The 19372-nt window shown below is 32.2% G+C and carries 18 protein-coding genes, 1 tRNA gene and 1 pseudogene; 14 read left to right on the plus strand and 6 right to left on the minus strand.

The window, feature by feature from the left end; all coding sequences use genetic code 11:
- The 7 genes and pseudogenes from B3J44_RS23350 to B3J44_RS23380 form a co-directional block, all read left to right on the plus strand.
- A pseudogene (locus B3J44_RS23350) lies at positions 1–506 on the plus strand (arginase); the annotation flags it as partial.
- A 262-nt stretch (positions 507–768) separates the two neighbouring features.
- Positions 769–2163 (plus strand): gliding motility lipoprotein GldK, encoded by a 1395-nt coding sequence (gldK, locus tag B3J44_RS23355; protein ID WP_008467094.1) that lies wholly within the window; start codon positions 769–771, stop codon positions 2161–2163.
- Positions 2164–2219: 56 nt separating this feature from the next.
- A complete protein-coding gene (gene gldL / locus B3J44_RS23360; protein ID WP_198854312.1) occupies positions 2220–2867 on the plus strand; it encodes a gliding motility protein GldL in 648 nt (215 codons plus the stop codon).
- Positions 2868–2919: 52 nt separating this feature from the next.
- A complete protein-coding gene (gene gldM, locus B3J44_RS23365) occupies positions 2920–4464 on the plus strand; it encodes a gliding motility protein GldM (protein ID WP_286971813.1) in 1545 nt (514 codons plus the stop codon).
- Positions 4465–4509: 45 nt separating this feature from the next.
- Complete coding sequence (gldN, locus tag B3J44_RS23370) at positions 4510–5499, plus strand: gliding motility protein GldN (RefSeq protein WP_198854310.1); 990 nt, start codon at positions 4510–4512, stop codon at positions 5497–5499.
- Between the two features lie 179 nt (positions 5500–5678).
- Positions 5679–6668, plus strand: a complete 990-nt coding sequence (gldN, locus tag B3J44_RS23375) for a gliding motility protein GldN (protein ID WP_286972008.1) — start codon at positions 5679–5681, stop codon at positions 6666–6668.
- 78 nt (positions 6669–6746) lie between these two features.
- Entirely contained in the window at positions 6747–7820 is a 1074-nt protein-coding gene (locus tag B3J44_RS23380; protein ID WP_286971816.1) for an NAD(P)/FAD-dependent oxidoreductase, read from the plus strand.
- Here B3J44_RS23380 and B3J44_RS23385 read toward each other — a convergent pair.
- Positions 7801–8184 carry a DUF983 domain-containing protein gene (locus B3J44_RS23385; RefSeq protein ID WP_198854308.1) on the minus strand — a complete coding sequence of 128 codons (384 nt, stop codon included), beginning with the start codon at positions 8182–8184 and terminating at the stop codon, positions 7801–7803. The genes B3J44_RS23380 and B3J44_RS23385 overlap by 20 nt on opposite strands.
- Positions 8185–8560: 376 nt before the next feature.
- Between B3J44_RS23385 and B3J44_RS23390 the strand changes: the two genes are divergently transcribed.
- Entirely contained in the window at positions 8561–10480 is a 1920-nt protein-coding gene (locus B3J44_RS23390) for an ABC-F family ATP-binding cassette domain-containing protein (RefSeq protein ID WP_286971819.1), read from the plus strand.
- A gap of 226 nt (positions 10481–10706) precedes the next feature.
- Here B3J44_RS23390 and B3J44_RS23395 read toward each other — a convergent pair whose 3' ends face one another.
- On the minus strand, positions 10707–11669 hold the full coding sequence (locus B3J44_RS23395) for an App1 family protein (protein WP_198854306.1): 963 nt from the start codon (positions 11667–11669) through the stop codon (positions 10707–10709).
- Between the two features lie 61 nt (positions 11670–11730).
- Between B3J44_RS23395 and B3J44_RS23400 the strand changes: the two genes are divergently transcribed.
- Positions 11731–12600, plus strand: coding sequence for a diacylglycerol/lipid kinase family protein (locus tag B3J44_RS23400; protein ID WP_286971822.1), 870 nt, complete (start codon positions 11731–11733; stop codon positions 12598–12600).
- 13 nt (positions 12601–12613) lie between these two features.
- Here B3J44_RS23400 and B3J44_RS23405 read toward each other — a convergent pair whose 3' ends face one another.
- Positions 12614–13759 carry a GNAT family N-acetyltransferase gene (locus B3J44_RS23405; RefSeq protein ID WP_286971825.1) on the minus strand — a complete coding sequence of 382 codons (1146 nt, stop codon included), beginning with the start codon at positions 13757–13759 and terminating at the stop codon, positions 12614–12616.
- 119 nt (positions 13760–13878) lie between these two features.
- On the minus strand, positions 13879–14367 hold the full coding sequence (locus tag B3J44_RS23410; RefSeq protein ID WP_286971827.1) for a DUF1761 domain-containing protein: 489 nt from the start codon (positions 14365–14367) through the stop codon (positions 13879–13881).
- A 179-nt stretch (positions 14368–14546) separates the two neighbouring features.
- On the opposite strand from B3J44_RS23410, the gene B3J44_RS23415 reads away from it, so the two are divergent.
- Both B3J44_RS23415 and B3J44_RS23420 read left to right on the plus strand, forming a co-directional pair.
- Positions 14547–15389: a leucine-rich repeat domain-containing protein gene (locus B3J44_RS23415; protein WP_286971829.1), complete on the plus strand. Its 843-nt coding sequence runs from the start codon at positions 14547–14549 to the stop codon at positions 15387–15389.
- 234 nt (positions 15390–15623) lie between these two features.
- Complete coding sequence (locus B3J44_RS23420) at positions 15624–15929, plus strand: hypothetical protein (RefSeq protein WP_278022676.1); 306 nt, start codon at positions 15624–15626, stop codon at positions 15927–15929.
- Positions 15930–16031: 102 nt separating this feature from the next.
- Here the strand turns inward: B3J44_RS23420 and B3J44_RS23425 are convergent, their stop codons facing one another.
- Both B3J44_RS23425 and B3J44_RS23430 read right to left on the minus strand, forming a co-directional pair.
- Positions 16032–17231, minus strand: a complete 1200-nt coding sequence (locus B3J44_RS23425) for a PQQ-binding-like beta-propeller repeat protein (protein WP_286971831.1) — start codon at positions 17229–17231, stop codon at positions 16032–16034.
- A gap of 229 nt (positions 17232–17460) precedes the next feature.
- Positions 17461–17532: transfer RNA gene (locus B3J44_RS23430), tRNA-Glu, on the minus strand.
- A gap of 395 nt (positions 17533–17927) precedes the next feature.
- Between B3J44_RS23430 and B3J44_RS23435 the strand changes: the two genes are divergently transcribed.
- The 3 genes from B3J44_RS23435 to B3J44_RS23445 all read left to right on the plus strand — a co-directional run.
- Entirely contained in the window at positions 17928–18233 is a 306-nt protein-coding gene (locus B3J44_RS23435) for a hypothetical protein (RefSeq protein ID WP_286971833.1), read from the plus strand.
- A 254-nt stretch (positions 18234–18487) separates the two neighbouring features.
- Entirely contained in the window at positions 18488–18985 is a 498-nt protein-coding gene (locus B3J44_RS23440; protein ID WP_286971835.1) for a CAP domain-containing protein, read from the plus strand.
- Between the two features lie 167 nt (positions 18986–19152).
- Positions 19153–19372: SDR family NAD(P)-dependent oxidoreductase (locus tag B3J44_RS23445; protein WP_286971837.1), on the plus strand; the 220-nt coding region annotated here is incomplete at its 3' end.

Consider the following 19372-nt stretch of genomic DNA (forward strand, 5'->3'; position numbering starts at 1 on the left):
TGGCTGAGCCAGTTTTCAGAGATGCAGATTTAGTTAGTATAGATTTGAATTCTGTAAAATCTTCTGCGTCAGCAAATATGGTTACTTTTGAGCCAAACGGATTTAATGGAAAAGAAATTTGTGCTTTGGCTAGATATGCTGGTATAAGTGATAAAGTTTCTTCTTTTGGAATATTTAATCATAATAGCACACTGGCCGAATCGGTTATTATTTCTCAGGTTGTATGGTATTTTATTGAAGGCTATCACTATCGCTCAAAAGAGTATCCGTTTGGAAGCCGAGCAAATTATTTAAAGTATATAGTTCCGCTAGATGATGAAGAATTGATATTCTATAAAAGTGATAAAACAGAACGTTGGTGGATAGAAATTCCATTTGAATCAAATGGGAGCAATAAATTGAAAAGAAATACGTTATTACCCTGTTCTTATGATGAATATTTGTCGGCTTGCAATCAAGAATTGCCAGAAAGATGGTGGAAAGCGCAACGAAAAAATGCTTTATAGGCCGAAAATTTAAGTGAAATCTTAAATTTTTAAAACCTCTTTAAAAAGGTTAAAATAAATTAGTAAGAAAATATTTATAATACATAAAAATTAACGTTTTACATCGATTTTTTGGTACAGTTTGTCGATAAAATATTTTTTTTTTATTTTATTTAACATTATTTTTGAACGGTAAAATAAATTCGCAAGTAGTATTGTTTTTTAGATAAATAATAAATACGTTTACGGACTTTTAATAATGAATAGATAATCCCAAATTTATATGAAGAAGTTTATTGCATTTGCAGCAATGTTAACACTAGTAATCGGCTGTGGTAAGTCAGGTGACAAAGGTGAATTAGTTGGTGTTACAGGAGGGAAATGGCATCCCGAGAAGCCTTATGGAATGACATTAGTTCCGGGTGGATCTTTTATTATGGGTAAATCAGATGCTGATTTAGCTAACGTAGAAGATGCTCCAACTAAAACAGTAACTGTTCGTTCATTTTACATGGATGAAACAGAGATTACAAATAGTGAGTACCGTCAATTTGTGGAGTGGGTAAAAGACTCAACAATGAGAGTTCGTTTAGCAATCTTAGCAGACGAAACTGGTCAGAAAGCTACTGATGGAAAAGGTAAAAAAGGCGGAAGTATTGCTGATTATGCTTTTAATGATTCTGATCCAGAAAAAATGACAGCTTATGATAAATATATGTATGACAACTATTATAGTGTTGGTACAAAAGACGATCCATATGCTGGAAGAAAATTAAACAGAAAAGTTAAGTTAATTAAAGATACAAAAGCATATCCAGATGAATATTATGCTGAAGTAATGGACTCTATGTATTTACCAATTGAAGAATCATACAATGGTTTAAGAACAATTGATGTAAATAAATTGAAATTCCGTTATTCTTGGATGGATATTCAGGCTGCTGCAAAAGCTAAAGTTGGAAAAAGAAGCGACTTCGTAAAAACTGAACAGGTAAATGTTTATCCTGATACTGCAGTTTGGATTAAAGATTTTGCTTATTCATATAATGAGCCAATGCATAATGACTATTTCTGGCACAAGGCTTACGGAGATTATCCTGTAGTTGGTGTGACTTGGAAACAAGCTAAAGCATTCTGTGCTTGGAGAACTTTAAATAAAAATAGCTACATTAAATCTAAGAAAAAAGGACGTGACTTAGTAAATGCTTTCAGATTGCCAACTGAGGCAGAATGGGAATATGCTGCTAGAGGAGGTCTGGAGTCTGCAACTTACCCTTGGGGAGGTCCTTATACTAAGAGTGATAGAGGTTGTTTCTTAGCAAACTTTAAACCAAGTAGAGGAGATTATGCTGCTGACGAAGCTCTTTACACTGTTGAAGCTAAATCTTACGATGTAAATGGTTACGGCTTGTACAACATGGCAGGAAACGTTTCTGAGTGGACGGATTCAGCTTACAATCCAAACGCTTACGAATATGTTTCTACAATGAATCCAAACGTAATCGATGGTAAAAACCAAAGAAAAGTTGTTCGTGGAGGATCTTGGAAAGACGTTGCTTATTTCCTACAAGTAAGTACTCGTGATCACGAATATGCAGATTCTGCTAGAAGTTATATCGGATTTAGAACTGTACAAGATTATATGGGAACGCAAGTTACCGGAAACAGAAAAAAGTAATTTTATAATTTTATCAATATCCAACAAATCTATTTTAAACCTAAAAAAAAAGTATTATGGCATTATTAAGTAAAAAAGCAATGAATTTCGCTTATGGTATGGGAGCGGCAGTGGTAATCGTTGGAGCGTTATTCAAAATTACTCACTTCGAGATTGGACCATTAACAGGTACAGTTATGCTTTCAGTAGGATTACTTACTGAGGCGTTAATTTTCGCGCTTTCTGCTTTCGAACCAGTTGAAGAAGAACTAGATTGGACTCTAGTTTACCCAGAATTAGCTAATGGACAAGCTAGAGAAAAAAAGGCTAAAGCTGAAACTCCAACGGATGCTCAAGGATTATTATCTCAAAAATTAGATTCATTATTAAAAGAGGCTAAAATTGACGGTGAATTAATGTCAAGTTTAGGAAACAGCATCAAAAACTTCGAATCTGCTGCTAAAGGAATTGCTCCAACAGTTGATTCTATCGCTTCTACTAAAAAATACGGTGAAGAGTTATCTTTAGCTGCTGCTCAAATGGAATCATTAAACAGTTTATATAAAGTACAATTAGAAAGCGCTTCTAGAAATGCTGAGGCTAACAAAGAAATCGCTGAAAATGCTTCTAAATTAAAAGAACAAATGGCTTCTATGACTGCAAACATTGCTTCTTTAAACAGTGTTTACGGTGGTATGCTTTCTGCAATGAGTAACAAAGGATAATTAGTTTTTAACTAGATATTATATTTATTAATTAAGGACTAATTAGAAAAAAATGGCAGGAGGAAAATTAACCCCTAGACAGAAGATGATCAACCTGATGTATCTGGTTTTCATCGCAATGTTAGCAATGAACGTATCAAAAGAAGTTATTTCAGGTTTTGGTTTATTTAACGAAAAATTTGAAGCTTCTAATGTTACATCTATCACAAACAATACTGCTTTATTGCAAGCTTTAGATCAAAAAGCAGCAGAAGCTAAAGGAGAATTTGCAGTAGCAGCTGCAACTGCTCATAAAGTTGAAACTATCTCTAAAGATTTTTATGCATATCTAGGAACTTTAAAAGCTCAATCTATAAAAGGATATGAAATTGATAAAGAAACTGGAAAACTACCATACGAAGCTATGGATAGAGGAGATAACATCGATGACTGGTTCACAGGAGATGGTTATACTAAAAAAGGAGATGCAATTATTGCTGCAATACAAAAGTATAAAGCAGATTTAAAAGCTGCTTTAGGTGCAGATAAAAAATATGCTAACATTATAGCAGAAGTTGAGAAGAAATTTGATGTTTCTGATGTAAAAAATAAAGAAGGTATAAAAGAAAAATACTTAGCTTATCACTTTAAAGGATTCCCTGCAATTGCTTCAGCTGCAAAACTTTCTGCATGGCAGAATGATGTTCAAAAAGCTGAAACTGATGTTTACAACAGTGCTTTAGGAAAAGCTGCTGTTCAGGCTGCTTCTTACAGCAACTATCAAGCAATTGTGGTTTTAGATAAAAATGCTTATTTCCAAGGTGAAAAAGTTACTGGTAAAGTTGTTTTAGGTCGTTATGATGAAAATACTAAACCAGAAAGCGTTTCAGGAGCAGTTTTAGATCCAGCTACTGGACAAGCAAAAATTAACTTAACAGCAGGAAGTGTTGGAGAACAAAACATTGGTGGTCAATTCAATTTTATTGAAGATGGTAAAAAAATCAATCTACCATTTAAAGGTACTTACGTTGTAGTTCCAAGACCAAACTCTGCTACAATTTCTGCAGACAAAATGAACGTAGTGTATAGAGGTGTTGTTAACCCTATCTCTGTGTCTTTTGCTGGTGTTGCTGATAATAAAGTTGTTGCTAGTGCTCCAGGTTTATCTTCTGCTGGTAAACCAGGAAAATATAACATGAGCCCAGGTCAAGGTACTGAAGCTACAATTTCTGTAACTGGTACTTTACCAAACGGTGATAAAGTGACTGATAAGAAAACATTCAGAATTAAAGGTATTCCTGGTCCAACAGGAACAATTAGAGGTGAAATGGGTGTTGTAAAAGGACCTAGATCTAACCTTGAAGTTGCTACTATTGGAGCTAAACTTCTTGATTTTGATTTTGAAGTTGAGTTAGATGTTGTTGGATTCAATATGAAAATTGCTGGACAGCCTACAGTTGTTGTTACAGGAAACAAAATGAATGCACAATGTAAACAAGTACTTTCAAGAGCAGGTAAAGGAGACCAAGTTACTATTTCTGAAATTAAAACTAAACTTGTTGGAGCTGGTAGTTATTTATTGCCAAGAACTGCTCCTGTAATTTACGAAATACAATAATAAAGGTAGTGTAAACTACATTCAATATCTTATAACGATACCACGATGAAAGTAAGAAATTTTTTAATAGCTATTTTTTGTATCGCTGGAGGTTTTGCTTCTAATGCGCAATCTAATTTGCTAAACGCTAAAACTCCTGCTCAAATTGGACTTAAAACTCCTGCTCAATTAATATCTGATAATGATAAGCCTTTGGCTTATGGCTATGTAGATGATAGAGATGTTTTGATGGGAAAAACAACATGGGAAATCATTGACTTAAATGAGAAGATTAATTTTCCAATGTATTTTCCGGTAGATACAGCTAATATTGGTCCTAATAGACGTTCTCTTTATGACGTTTTAACTAAAGCTATTAAAAGTGGAAAAGTTACTGAAGTATATACTGACAGTTATTTCAACACTAAAAAATCTATGAAAGACATCGAAGGATCATTATCTCGTATTGATACAACGGATGCAGGTAGAGAGTTAATTAACCAATACCCAGATGACTATAAATCACGAGTTGTGAAGAAAAAAGTTGTTTCCGGTAAAGGTAAAAATAAATCAGTTTCTTATGTTGAAGAGACAGTTGGACCAACAAGAACAGTTCCTGCTGAATATATCTTAAAACAAGATCTTACTGCTGCAGATGTTACTCAGTATAAAATTAAAGGATATTGGTATTTTGATAAACGTCAAAGTGAGTTAAAATATCGTTTGCTAGGAATTTGCCCAGTAACTCCAGATGTTTATACAATGAATAGTGATGAAAAGGATTATATTGAATTGTTTTGGGTATTCTTCCCAAATGCCAGAGAAGCTCTGCATGAAGCAAAAGCTTTTAATGACAACAATTCAGCTCTTCCGATCTCATTTGATCAGATTTTAAATTCTAGACGTTTTAACGCTGTTATTTACAAAGAAGAAAACCTTTATGGAGATAGAGCTATTAGCGATTACATGAAGGATAACGCACAAAATCAGTTATTAGAATCTGAAAGAGTGAAAGAGAAAATTCGCAACTTCGAACAAGATATGTGGAACTACTAAGTTGATACATAGCATGATAATTAAAAAACTCTTACTACCTTTGTAGTAAGAGTTTTTTTTATGTCTATAATCAATTAATGCTCCAAAGTGATATTGGAAGACATTATTTTTTATTTATGTAAGAAAAATAACAATATTTGTAATAAAATTTCGTTTAATGTCTTGTAAAAATTATCATGATGAAAGTAAGAAATTTATTAGTTGCTATTGTTGCTGTTCTTGGAAGCCTATCTTCTAACGCTCAGTCTAATTTACTTAATGCCAAAACTGCCGATCAGATAGGAATTAAGACACCAGCTCAAATGATATCTGATAACGATAAACCTCTAGCATACGGTTATGTTGACGATAGAGATGTTTTAATGGGAAAAATGGTTTGGGAAATTATTGATTTGAATGAAAAAATTAATTTTCCGTTATATTTTCCCGTAGATACCGCTAATATCGGTCCCGAACGACGTTCACTGTATGATATTTTGACGAGAGGAATCAGAAGTGGAAAGATAACAGAAGTTTATGCCGACAGCTATTTTAATACAAAAAAGTCTTTAAAAGATATTCAAGGAGCACTATCGCGTGTTGATACTACCGATGCTGGGCGAGAGCTTATTAATCAGTATCCTGATGACTTTAGAACGCGTGTTGTCAAGAAAAAGGTTGTTACTGGAACAGGAAAAAATAAAAAAGTCACTTATGTTGATCAAACTGTTGGACCAACAAGAACTGTTCCTGCTGAATATATTTTGAAACAAGACTTGACAGCTGCAGATGTTAATATGTATAAGATTAAAGGATTTTGGTATTTTGATAAAAGGCAAAGTGATTTAAAATATCGTCTGCTCGGAATTTGTCCTGTAACTCCTGATGTTTACACAATGAATAGTGATGAGAAAGATTATATCGAGCTGTTTTGGGTTTTCTTCCTCAATGCGCGGGAAGTATTGCATGAAGGAAAAGCTTTTAATGATAAAAATTCGGCAATGCCAATTTCGTTTGATCAGATTTTAAACTCTAGATATTTTAATTCTGTTATCTATAAAGAGGAAAATGTATATGGTGACCGTGAAATTAAAGATTACATTAAAGATAATGCACAAAGCCAATTGCTAGAATCTGAAAGAGTAAAAGAGAAGATTCGTAATTTTGAAGAAGATATGTGGAATTACTAGGGTCTTAAACTGAATAATAAGAAAAACTCTTGCTACCTTTGTAGTAAGAGTTTTTTTATTTTATCTATATACTGCACAATGCTTGATTATTTAATCGTCGGATCTGGTTTGGCTGGAATTTCTTTCGCTGAAGTTGCGCTTAAAAACAATAAATCTATTTTAGTTATTGATGACAAGTCTCAGAATTCTTCTAGGATTGCCGGAGGTTTATATAATCCAGTAATTTTAAAACGTTTTAGTGAGGTTTGGAATGCGAAGGATCATTTAGTCCTGATGAATGAGTTTTATGATGTGGTGGAAGATAAATTACATGAGAAATTTAACTTTAAGATGCCAATTCTAAGAAAGTTTTTTTCTATTGAAGAGCAAAATAATTGGTTTGCGGCTTCTGATAAAATAAACTTAGCTCCTTTTTTGTCAACCAAAATAATTACTAAGAAATATCAAGGTATTGATTCTCCTTTCGATTATGGAGAAGTTCTGCATACAGGTTATGTCAAAACAGGACAATTATTAGAAAGTTACAGAGCATACTTAAAAGAGAATAATTTACTTCTGGAAGAATCTTTTCATAGTTCTTTTTTAGAGATTCTTGATTTAGGAATTCAATATAAAAATATTAAAGCACGCAATATCATATTTGCAGAAGGTTTTGGGTTGCATAAAAACCCTTATTTTAATTATCTTCCTTTGGATGGAACAAAAGGGGAATTGTTTTTAATAAAAGCACCTGATTTGAAATTAGATTTAATTGTTAATACCAGTGTTTTTATTTTACCGGTAGGTGGCAATTTGTTTAAAGTTGGAGCTACTTACAATTGGCACGATAAAACAGATCTTCCTACCGAAGAAGGAAAAAAAGAACTTCTAGATCGTATTAAGGAAATTATAACGTGCGATTTTGAAATCGTAAAACACTTTGCAGGAGTACGTCCTACAGTTGCAGATAGGAGACCATTAGTAGGAACTCACGAAGCGTACAGTTCTATTCATATTCTTAACGGACTAGGAACACGTGGTGTTATGCTTGGACCTGCCTTAGCAAAAATGTTATATGATAATATTGAATCGGGAACTCCAATAGATAAAGAAGCCGATATAAAGCGTTTCCACAAAAGATATTTGAAATCTCTTATTCCTGACCGGCCTTAGGATCATAAGAAACAAACATATTAATGTATAAGTTTCTCGAAAGGCGTAATACAAAAGGGAATAAAACCACTAATGTTAAGATAATTGCGATAAACGATTGTTCTATTGTTGCTTCAAAAAAAACAAATGAAACAATAAAAGCAGCGATTCCGACAGCAACATTTAGTGCATAGCTAACGTACATTGCACCATAAAAAAACGAAGGTTCAATTTGATATTTGAACCCACAATGGCTACAATTTTCATTCATTTTGAGAACCTTACTTAAATGAAGTGGGTTTTTGTCTTCATACATACTTTCTTTTTGGCATTTTGGACAACTTCCTGTAATGATACTATTTAGCTTGGAACCTCTTTTGAACATTTTAAGTAAATTTTATGGTCTTTAATTCATCTCAATTGTATTTGGATACAGTTTGAATGGGAGAATTTATTTAAAGCAAATATAAGGTATTTTCTGGCTTTAAGCTATTTAATTAGGATGAAAACTTATAGCCTATCTTGGTTTGATGTTGAATTATAATATTCATCTGCACTATTTTCTTTTTCTTAAAATATCAAATTTAGAGGAGGTTTTTAGTTTTTGAATTTTCCAAAAGCTATTGTTTTTCAGTATAAAAACTTCAATTAAAAGTTATACTTTTGCACTTTCAAAATTGTAACAGGATAATTCGCTTGTTTACAGTTTATTTATTTAATGAATATAAAAGGTTTTTAACCTTTACTTACAGCAATACATTATGCTTAATATACACAATCTTTCTGTTTCTTTTGGAGGAACCTATTTATTTGAAGAAGTTACTTTTCGTTTAGGCGCTGGCGACCGTGTAGGTCTTGTTGGTAAAAACGGAGCAGGTAAATCTACAATGCTAAAAATGTTGGCAGGAGATTTTAAACCAGACTCGGGAGTTATTTCTCAAGAGAAAGATATTAGAATGGGATTCCTTCGTCAAGATATTGATTTTGAACAAGGAAGAACTGTTTTAGAAGAAGCATATGAAGCTTTTACAGAAATTAAAATTGTAGAGAAAAAGCTTGAAGAAATCAATCATCAATTGGTTACAAGAACCGATTATGAAAGTGAAGAATACGGCCAGATTATAGAAGATTTGTCTGATTACACACATCGTTTCGATCTTCTTGGAGGGTACAATTACGTTGGTGATACAGAGAAAATCCTTTTAGGTCTTGGTTTTAAAAGGGAGGTTTTTAATAACCAAACTGAAACATTTTCTGGAGGATGGAGAATGCGTATAGAATTAGCTAAATTATTGTTACAATCGAACGATGTATTGCTTCTGGATGAGCCAACCAACCACTTGGATATTGAAAGTATCATCTGGTTAGAGAATTTCCTTCGCAATTATCCTGGAGTTGTGGTAATCGTATCGCACGATAAAATGTTCTTGGACAATGTTACCAATAGAACAATCGAAATTTCATTAGGAAAAGCATACGATTTTAATAAGCCATATTCTCAATATTTAGAGTTACGTCACGAAATTCGCGAAAAGCAATTAGCAACTCAAAAGAATCAGCAGAAAAAAATTGAAGAGACCGAAAAATTAATCGAGAAATTCCGTGCAAAAGCTTCAAAAGCTTCAATGGCGCAATCGCTGATTAAAAAGTTAGATAAAGTAGAAAGGATCGAAGTTGACGAAGATGACAATTCAGTTATGAATATTTCTTTTCCTGTTTCTAAAGAACCTGGAAAAGTAGTTATTGAAGCTGAACATGTGACAAAAGCATACGGAGACAAAACGATTTTAAAAGATATCAGTTTATTAGTTGAAAGAGGAAGTAAAATCGCTTTTGTTGGACAAAACGGACAAGGAAAATCGACTTTCATCAAAGCGCTTGTAAACGAGTTTGAATACCAAGGAAACATTAAATTAGGACATAATGTACAATTAGGATATTTTGCTCAAAATCAAGCTGAATATTTGGATGGAGAAATTACTTTGCTTCAAACAATGGAAGATGCGGCAACAGATACAAACCGTATGAAAGTGCGTGATATGTTAGGTTCTTTCCTTTTCCGTGGAGATGATGTTGAGAAAAAAGTAAAGGTGCTTTCTGGAGGTGAACGTAACCGTTTGGCACTTTGCAAGTTGTTGTTGCAGCCAATCAATGTGTTGCTTATGGATGAGCCTACAAACCACTTAGATATTAAATCTAAAAACGTTTTGAAAGCGGCGCTTCAAAAATTCGGTGGAACTTTATTGTTGGTTTCTCACGATAGGGATTTTCTTCAAGGAATGTCTAACATCGTTTACGAATTTAAAGATCAAAAAATTAAAGAATATCTTGGAGATATCAACTTCTTCTTAGAGCAGCGCAATCTTGAAAATATGCGTGAGGTGGAGAAAAAGGATGTTATAAAAAAAGAAGCTCCAAAAGAAAAAGAAGTTGCAAAAGTATCTTATGAAGATCAGAAAAAAGGGAAAGCACTTCAAAACAGGTTAAGTAAAATTGAAAGCCAGATTCAGCAATTAGAAAAACAAATTCAGCATGACGATAAAATGCTAGAAACTAATTATGATAAACACATCGAAGATGCTTCATTTTTTACAGCTTACAATAAAAAGAAACAAGATTTAGAACAATTGTTAATTGACTGGGAAGTTGTTTCAGAAGAGATTGATAGTTTTAATGCATAGTTTTTTGCTTTAAGTTTCAGATTTCAAGTTTTGTCTTGATGAGTAATTTTTAACGCAAAGCACGTTAAGTTTTTATAGTTTGCATTTACAATGTACAAAGTTTGCAAAGCTTTATCGATAGACAGCTTTGCGAACTTTGCGTTTTTATAAAAGCTTACAGATCAAAAAAACTTGGCGTTAAAACAGTCATTCAGTTCAAAACTTGAAACTTGAAACTTGAAACAAACTACTTAATAATTCCAATAGATCGAGAGTGTTCAATTGCTTTGCTGCTTTCTTTAAAATAACAAACAGAAACATTCAGGCTCTCTAAATTTTTCAGAATTTTTTTTACTTCATTTTTCTGGGCTTTACCAGTCTGTCTAATATAAACAGCAACAACTGTAACGGGAAATATTTTACAGATTCTTTCATAAAGCATTGGATCGTGCTGAGAATCATCGCCCATTAAAACGTATTTTAGAGTAGGATAGAATTCTACTACATGTTTGATTTTTTCGAATTTATGATCATGATTTCCTCTTCCGCTCATAAAGAAATCGGTGATTCCTCTTTTAATATCTTTTAAAAGAAAAACTGCTTTTGGCAAATGATTTATTTTAGTGAATTTGGCAATAAATCGATATAAATTCCATTCGCTGCTAGAGATGAAGAAAAAGGCATTTACTTCTTCTAGATTGTCTCTTCCAGCAGAACTTAAAGCTTGATAATGAGCTACGACATCTTTAAAAACTTTGCGGTCATTTACATTTCTAAATAATAAAATATAAAGTTTTCGAAAAAAGTTATTTGTGTGCGAAATCAGAAAAGTATCATCAATATCAGATATAATTCCGAGTTTTCCTTTGTGTGGTCTTATGAAAGTGCCTTTGCATACAACGGTCTCATCTTTGTATTTTAAGCTTACCTCATAAGGCATCCATCCAAAATGAGTTTCTTTTTCTAGCGGAATGCAAAAATTAAAAAAACCATCATCTAATGTTTTGGTATGAATTATTTCATTATTATAATGAAGATAAACATCAAAATTTTTAATGGTTTTTATTCTGAATAATTTGAGGACAGAAGTAGCATTTTTTAACTTTCTTTTTTCAAAATTGTATTTATGCTCTCTCTTTAAAACGTGTCCCATTACAATTAACTCTTGCTCATTTGCATAACCACGATATAATTGTAGAATTGGTTTCATTAATTACGTATATTTATGTAACTGTAAATTACTCAAATTAATTGGTTTTAAAAATAAAATTTTGAAAAAGAATATACTGTTTGTTGTAAATCCTATTTCTGGAGACTTGGATAAATCGGATTTGATTGATGCTGTAGAAACTTTTGCCGTAATACATCATTTTGATCTGAAAGTGTATGAAACAACTGGAAATAACGATTTAAAAACAATACAATCTTTATACGATGAATCTCGGCCAGAGCGAATTATTGTTGCTGGGGGCGATGGAACTATAAAAATGGTTGCCGAAGCAATGGAAGAGCAAGATGTTATAATCGGGATTTTGCCTGCAGGTTCGGCAAATGGACTTTCTGTTGACTTAAATCTTCCTAATGGAATAGAAGAGAACCTTAAAATAGCGTTTCTGAATCATTATATCGAAATGGATATGATTTGCATCAATGGTAAAAAAAGTATTCATTTGAGCGATCTTGGGTTAAATGCAAATCTGGTTAAAAATTATGAACAGAGTGATGTTCGAGGATTTTGGGGTTATGCATTGCAAGCTTTTACAACGCTAAAAGAATCAGAAGAGCCATTTGTAGCAACAATTTCAGCAAACAATAAAACAGTTCAGCATGTTGCAAGAATGATTGTAATTGCCAATTCGCAGAAATATGGAACTGGAGTCATTATTAATCCAAATGGAGCTATGAATGATGGGAAGTTTGAATTGGTGGTTTTGAAAAGTCTTGATTTGCTTTTAATTGGAAAAATTATAACTGGAAATATGCCAATTGATTCTGATGACATTGTGATTATTTCGACCGATAAAGCAGAAATAAAAACAGATTATCCTGTTAATTTTCAAATCGATGGAGAATATTGCGGAGCGCAGACTTCTTTAAAAATTGATATTCTGCACAAGCAAATGAAAATTGCGGTTCCTTAATTTTGATTGAATTTTATTTAAAAGGATTACGTTCCTGCCATTCGGTTTTAGGTTCTAGATAATTAAAAAATCTAGAAATGTTATGATTAATCAAAGCATTGCTATGTGTAATTAAACCATACATCTTTACAGGTTTGGCGCCAACAGAGCTTTTGATTTCTAGTGCGGTTCTAGCAAAAACAATTTCTTTGAATCCTTTCTTGATAGAATAAGCAATCATATCATAAAGCATATTTAAGTACAGCATTTTTTCGCGCTGAACACTTTCATCATAACCTAAAAAATACGTATCCATTACATCGCCGTTTTTGATTAAAGTGTTGAAACCGATTAGTTTTTCGTCTATGAAATAACCATAAAGAAGAAAGTTTTCTCCCATAATTTCTTTAAAAAAACTAAAATGATTTCGAGCCAGAAAAAAAGTATTGAAAGGAGCATTTTTTGCAACATGAAAATACAAATCGTAAATTACATCTTCGTATTGTTTAATGTCAGAAAGAGACATTTGCTGTTTTACAATTCCTTCCGATTTTTTTCGAGCGCGTTTGTACTGATCACGATATTTTTTAGATAAAGCATCAATATAATCTTGTTCTGTTTTCCAGCTTTTGTTGATTTCGAAAACCATATTCGGCTGTGTAGAAAACGTATAATTGTTTTTGAATTCATCTTGAAGCGGTTCGATTTCTTTTGCTGTAAAATCTTTTATGCTTGTAATATGAACTTTTTTTCCGCTTTCTTTTAAATCCTTTTTAAGCTGATTAATTGCTTTATGAAGCGTTTTAATTGCTTTCGATTCTTTGATTGTTTTATCAAAAATAAAAGCATTCTGGCCGGTAAGCATGTTGTTTCCGACAAATAAAACGTGCGAAGCAAAATTCTTTAAAGCAAAATTACGAACAGAGGTTTTCAAGCATTTGTCGCGTTCGCCAAAAGACTCGAGTTTTTCTGCAAATAAAAACTGCGTTAAAACAATTCCGATTAGTTTTTCTTCTTCAAAAAGTCCAATAAAATGACAAGTCATATTTACCGGAGAAGAATTTTCCAGTACTTCGAGATATTCTCGTGTCAAAAAAATGTTGTTTGCAGCTAGCGAGTTCCATTCTAAAGGCAATAACGATGCGCTTTTATAAATCTGGAAAGAATATGTTGTATTCAAAAGAGTGAGCTAATTTCTTCAAAATTAGATAATATTTGCAATAACTAACGGAGTTTGAGCTATTATTTGAGAAAAACCCGTTTGAGTTATCTTTTCAAACGGGTTTGAGTATTTTTTATTTAAGCAAATCCGCAGATAATTCCTCCCATAAGAGTTAGGGTAAGCATCCAGTATCCAGCGTGAATAAAAATATATTTCCAAGATTTTCTTTCGAATAAACCATTAATTCCAATTAGCGGAAACGCAAAAAACAATCCAGACATAAAACCATGAAGAGCGCCATGTTTAAAAGTTCTGTAAGCCATTCCGTAATCTGCCATAAAAGCTGCAAATGAAGGTTTTGCACTATCCATTAATGGTGGTCCGCCAACCATTCCGATTGCGCCAGATTGATGGATGGTTAGCGACATTAAAGTCATTGTAATCATTAAAGAAAAGAGGTAAGTCAATCCGAAGATTTTAAGCATATTTCCTTTTCTTAATTCCTCTTGGGTAAGATTGTTTTCCTTCATCCAGATAGTTCCGAATACTTTTGGGCTGTACCAGATAAAACCAGTTACTAGTGTTACAATTGCTGCAATAAATAAAGCGGCGAAGTTAATTTGCATAATATGAGGTTTTTAGAATTAGTTAGTCAAATGTAGTTAAAATAAACGCAGATTTTATGAAATATTATAAAGTAGTTTAAATCTTACTAATTATTTTTTTATTAACAGTTTACCGATATTTAGTGTATTATAGCTATGAATTATATAATTTTACGATTGTAACAAATCCCAAATCTGTTATGAAAATTTTAATTACATTTTCTTTAGTGTTTGCTTTTTCGCTAAGTGTTTTGGCAGATACCATTTCGGATAAAGAAAAAGAAGCGCTTATAAAATTATATCAGGCAACAAATGGTTTGCAGTGGAAAACAAAGTGGGATTTAAATCTGCCAGTTTCTACTTGGTATGGAGTTAAAACTCAAAATGGAAAAGTAGTGGCGCTTAATTTAGCAGATAATAATCTGCAAGGCGAATTGCCCGAAGCTTTTTACGATCTTGTAAATTTAGAATCGCTAAATCTGGAGAAGAATAAAATTGAAGGAAGTTTGTCTCCTTCGGTTTTTAATTTGAAAGAATTAGAATTGCTCAATATTGCTAATAATAAATTGTCTGGGGTAATTCCAGCTTCAATTTGTCAATTAGCAAAATTGAAAGACTTGGAGCTTTTTATGAATGCTATTTCAGGAGAGCTTCCATCAGAAATTGGAAAGTTGAATAAGCTTGAAATTTTAGCCGTTTTTAATAATGAAATTAACGGAAAACTGCCTGTTTCGATTTATAAAATTTCTGGATTAAAAGTGTTGCTTTTGAATAATAATAAGCTTTCGGGAATTTTGACCAATGAAATCATAAATTTGAATGCGCTGCAGAATTTCAGTTTGTTTGATAATGATTTTACAGGAGCGATTCCGATAGAAATTGAAAAGCTTGCCAATCTGAAAGAATTGAATCTTTCGTACAATAAGTTTACGGGCGAAGTTTCAAAAAAAATAGCACTATTAGATGTGTTGAATATGACAATGATGGATGAGAACGGAAATCCATTTTTATTAGAAATAAACCAAGAAAATAAATTACAATAGTTTACCAAAACCAATCGATGCTTATGAATGAATTTTACATTTAGTTAATTGTTAAAACCGTAATTCCTTACGGTTTTCGTTTTTTTAGACTTTAAGGTTTCTTAAAAAAATAACATATAATTTAGAAAGGATTTTTTATGTTTGTCTTAAATTTTTATAACTTTAATAAAAGTATCTAGAGAACCAAAAGCCAAGTAATTGGCGGTAGTACTAATCATTTAATAAAAAGAAATCATGACGCTACAATATCAGGGAGAACAATACGGAAAACCAACAACTTTTACGATTAGAATTATTGGTAACAACTTGTCAAAAAGCAGTTCAAACTACCAGATTGATCTTTTGGTAGGAGATAAAAAATTGCCAACATTTACAAGCGAAATCCACCAAAGCCTTTCTAATTGTTTGAAAGAGATTTATTTGTTTAGAAAACACAACGGAATTCAATTTGACGAGTCAACAGAGAAGATAGTTTCGCTTTATGTTCCTTATGATAAAGTTTTGTATAGCTACAATAAATATGCTTTGTTTAGAGCATAATTTTTCTCAAAAATAAGATAGTAAAAAGACCGTTTATAATGGTCTTTTTTATTTGTTGCAAAAAAAAGAAGCTTTTTCAAACGGAAGAAGCTTCTTTTTTTATTATCGAATTATCTTTAAATAAGCGCTATAAGGATTGTCTGTAATTGAGGTGCGCATATAATAAACATTTTCGTCTTTTTCTTTTAAATCGAACTGAATTAATCCTGCATCGCAATAGTAATAAAGCAAGTTGTCATCATTTGGAAATTCAATATTTGAAATAGGCAACGTAGTTAGCTTTTCTTCAAAAGCCATTTCGCCGTTTGATAAGTCTAATTCAAAAAGTTTCTTTTTTTGTGTGTATCCCCAAAGATTATCAACTTCTTTAACTATATATTCAACATTATCGCCCTTAAAATTTGTTTTCCAAAGCTGAGTTCCTGTTTTAGAATCAACAGCATAAATAGAGGAAACTTCTGGGCCTTGCGCTGCAAAATATAGTTTTTTGTCGTGGCAAACTATGCGTTCTTTAACGTTGTTTTGGTTTTCGTCTATTTTAAATTGCCATAAAACATCCAAGCTGTTTGGTTTTAATGCGTAGAGCCAATTTTTGTCGCCAGCTATAAAAACACTTTCTCCATCAGTAACGGGTTTTCCAGTCATAGTTTCGTCAAAACTTTTTTGGTTTAGCAATTTGCCTGTATTGGCTTCAAAACAATACACATTGTTTCCGCTTTGGGTAAAAATCTTATTGTCGAAAAATAATGGCTCTATGTCGTTGTTTGGCGTGTCTAATTTGTAGTTCCAAGCCAAGCTTCCATCTTTTAAGTCTAAAGCGTATAAATTACTGCTCTGATTTTGATTTTGAGCCGTTATAAATAATTTTCCGTTAGCAATAATTGGAGTTTGATCTTTTAGAACAATCTGATCTTTGATGTTGCCTAATCTTGATTTCCAAAAAATAGCGCCCGTTCCGTTATCTACCGCATAAATTTCGCCATTAACAAACGGAATATATACAACTCCGTCTTGTATCGTTATTTTATTGGCACACATTTCAGAATTAGCATCCGAAGCTTTTACGGTCCAAACAATACTTTCAACTTCCAGATCCCATGAAAAAAGAGAACCGTCATAGTCGTAGATTAAAATAGAAGTATCGTCTAAAGAGATTTTTTTTAGCGGTTTTAGAGACTTGTTAGTAACAGCTTCTTCTGCAGGTAATTTGCTGTTGGTGTAATTGGTTTTACTGGCGGGTGCTTGTGCAGATATATTTGCAAAGGCGAATACAAATAAAAGGGCTACTAATTTGTGTTTCATTTTAAGATTTGGGTTGATTTTTTTTTGATTGTTTCTTATAATCTGAAATTACTTCATTCATAACTTCTTGTTTGCTTTGTTATTGTGTTTGCTGTTTTTTGCATTTCTATTTATGGCTAATTTGTAGGTTTTGTGCGCCTTAATAGTCTTTTTAAAAACTCAAACATTTAACGAAGTAAATATAAACAAAAAAAGCTCCAGATTTCTCTAGAGCTTTTGGCTTATTAAGTAGTCCGTGGGGGAATCGAACCCCCCTTACCAGGATGAAAACCTGGCGTCCTAACCGATAGACGAACGGACCTGCTTTGTTATTGCGGGTGCAAAAATGCAACTATTTTTGAGATGTACAAAGGATTTTGATAAAAATTTTTAATTTTTTTTTGATGAAAAAGCATTTTGGGCGGTCAATATTGGTGTGTTTATCGAGTTAGTGTATTTGTATTTATTTGATTAATAAAAAGTTGTTGAGATTATGTGGGTAAAATGTTTGTCTCTTTAAGGAAAAATATTTTTTCTAAATATTGAATAATTTTGTTTTTGAAAGAATAATCTTTCTCTAATTCTGTCAAAATTTAGAGTTCAAATAGGGGAATAATTGTCTTCCTAATTTTTAACAGATGTATTTGACTGGATAAATACGTTCCTTATTTTTTATTTGCACACTTATAAATTTGTCTAATAGAAAAAAGTATGATTATGAAATTACAACAAAGAGAAATAATAGAAGATTTTGTAGTATTAATGAATAAAATTAATTATTTCAAAAAACTAGAACCAGCTCCCAAAAGTGACAATCAGTTTAATTTGTCGTTGAAAATTGCTTCGTATAGCGAATTGAATCTTATAATTGCCTCTTTATTAAAAACAAGTATTTGTGCATTAAAAGATGATCCATCTTCAACAGGAATGGATGTATTGCTTTTGCTTGAAATTGCTTTGCAAATGCTTACAAGTGATGAAATGGAATTGGTAGATGAATTGTATAAGTTAGTTCTGAGATGAGAAAAGTTTCTATAAAGGATTAAAACTTGCATTTTCGAGAGCTAAACTGAGAAGTTGCGCAAATGTCTCTGACTTTGCGCTTTTTAGTTTCTAAGTGCTTCATTTGTAGTTGACTTGTTGCGTATTTTTTAAGTCTTATTGTGTTGTTTTTAAGTCTTTTACGGGGATTTGGTTGCTTTTTATAATCTGAAATTTGCACCATAAAATTTAAAAACAAGGCTTCTGTTTTACAACATAAGCAATATGAGGCAAAAATGAAAAAAACATTGCAAAAAGGATTATTGATAGCATTTGTCTTGATTATAAATGCTTGTTCTGCTGATTCCTCTGAAGGGATGCAAACGAATTATAAAGATGAAATTATGGCGAACTATACTTATAGTGCTGTAGAATTGGAAACGATGAAATTAATAAATGATTATAGGATGTCAAGAGGATTGGATTCTATACAAGTAAAAGATTATCTTTCTTTCAAGGCTGAAGAACATGATAATAATATGATCGAAAGCAATTTGGTAAGCCATAATGATTTTGTAAGTCGATCTGAAAATATAAGAAAAGTATTGGGAGCAAAAAATGTAGGCGAAAATGTTGGATACAATTATCAGTCTCCAGAAGGTGTTTTAAATGGATGGTTAAATAGTCCAGAACATAAAAAAATTATTGAGGGAGATTTTAATTATTTTGGCATTTCGATGAGAGTAAGTCCTGATGGTAAAAAATATTACACTAATATTTTTGTAAAAATTTAGAAGCTTATGCTTTCCAATGCATTCAACTGAAAAGCTGCGTAAGCGTCTCTGGTCTGTCCCAAAAAAGTTAGACACTATTCGTGAACGTAAAAGTGAGAAAGTCTTGTTTTTTGTTATTATGTGATTTATAATGAATAAGTTATATCTTTAGGGTAAACATTGTAAAAATGACAAAAGCGAAAGAAGAAGTAATATGGATAACTGGCGCTTCATCTGGCATTGGAAAATCAATGGCTTTTGAATGGAGCAGATTAGGATATAAAGTTGTTCTTTCGTCAAGACGTAAAGAATTATTGGATAAAGTTGCCGTCACAATTAGAGATTCTGACGGACAAGCATTAGTAATTCCGTGTGACATAATGGAAGAAACCTCTATTGAAAATGCAG

The sequence above is a fragment of the Flavobacterium sp. UBA4854 genome (assembly GCF_002399805.1).
Lineage (GTDB): Bacteria > Bacteroidota > Bacteroidia > Flavobacteriales > Flavobacteriaceae > Flavobacterium > Flavobacterium ginsengisoli.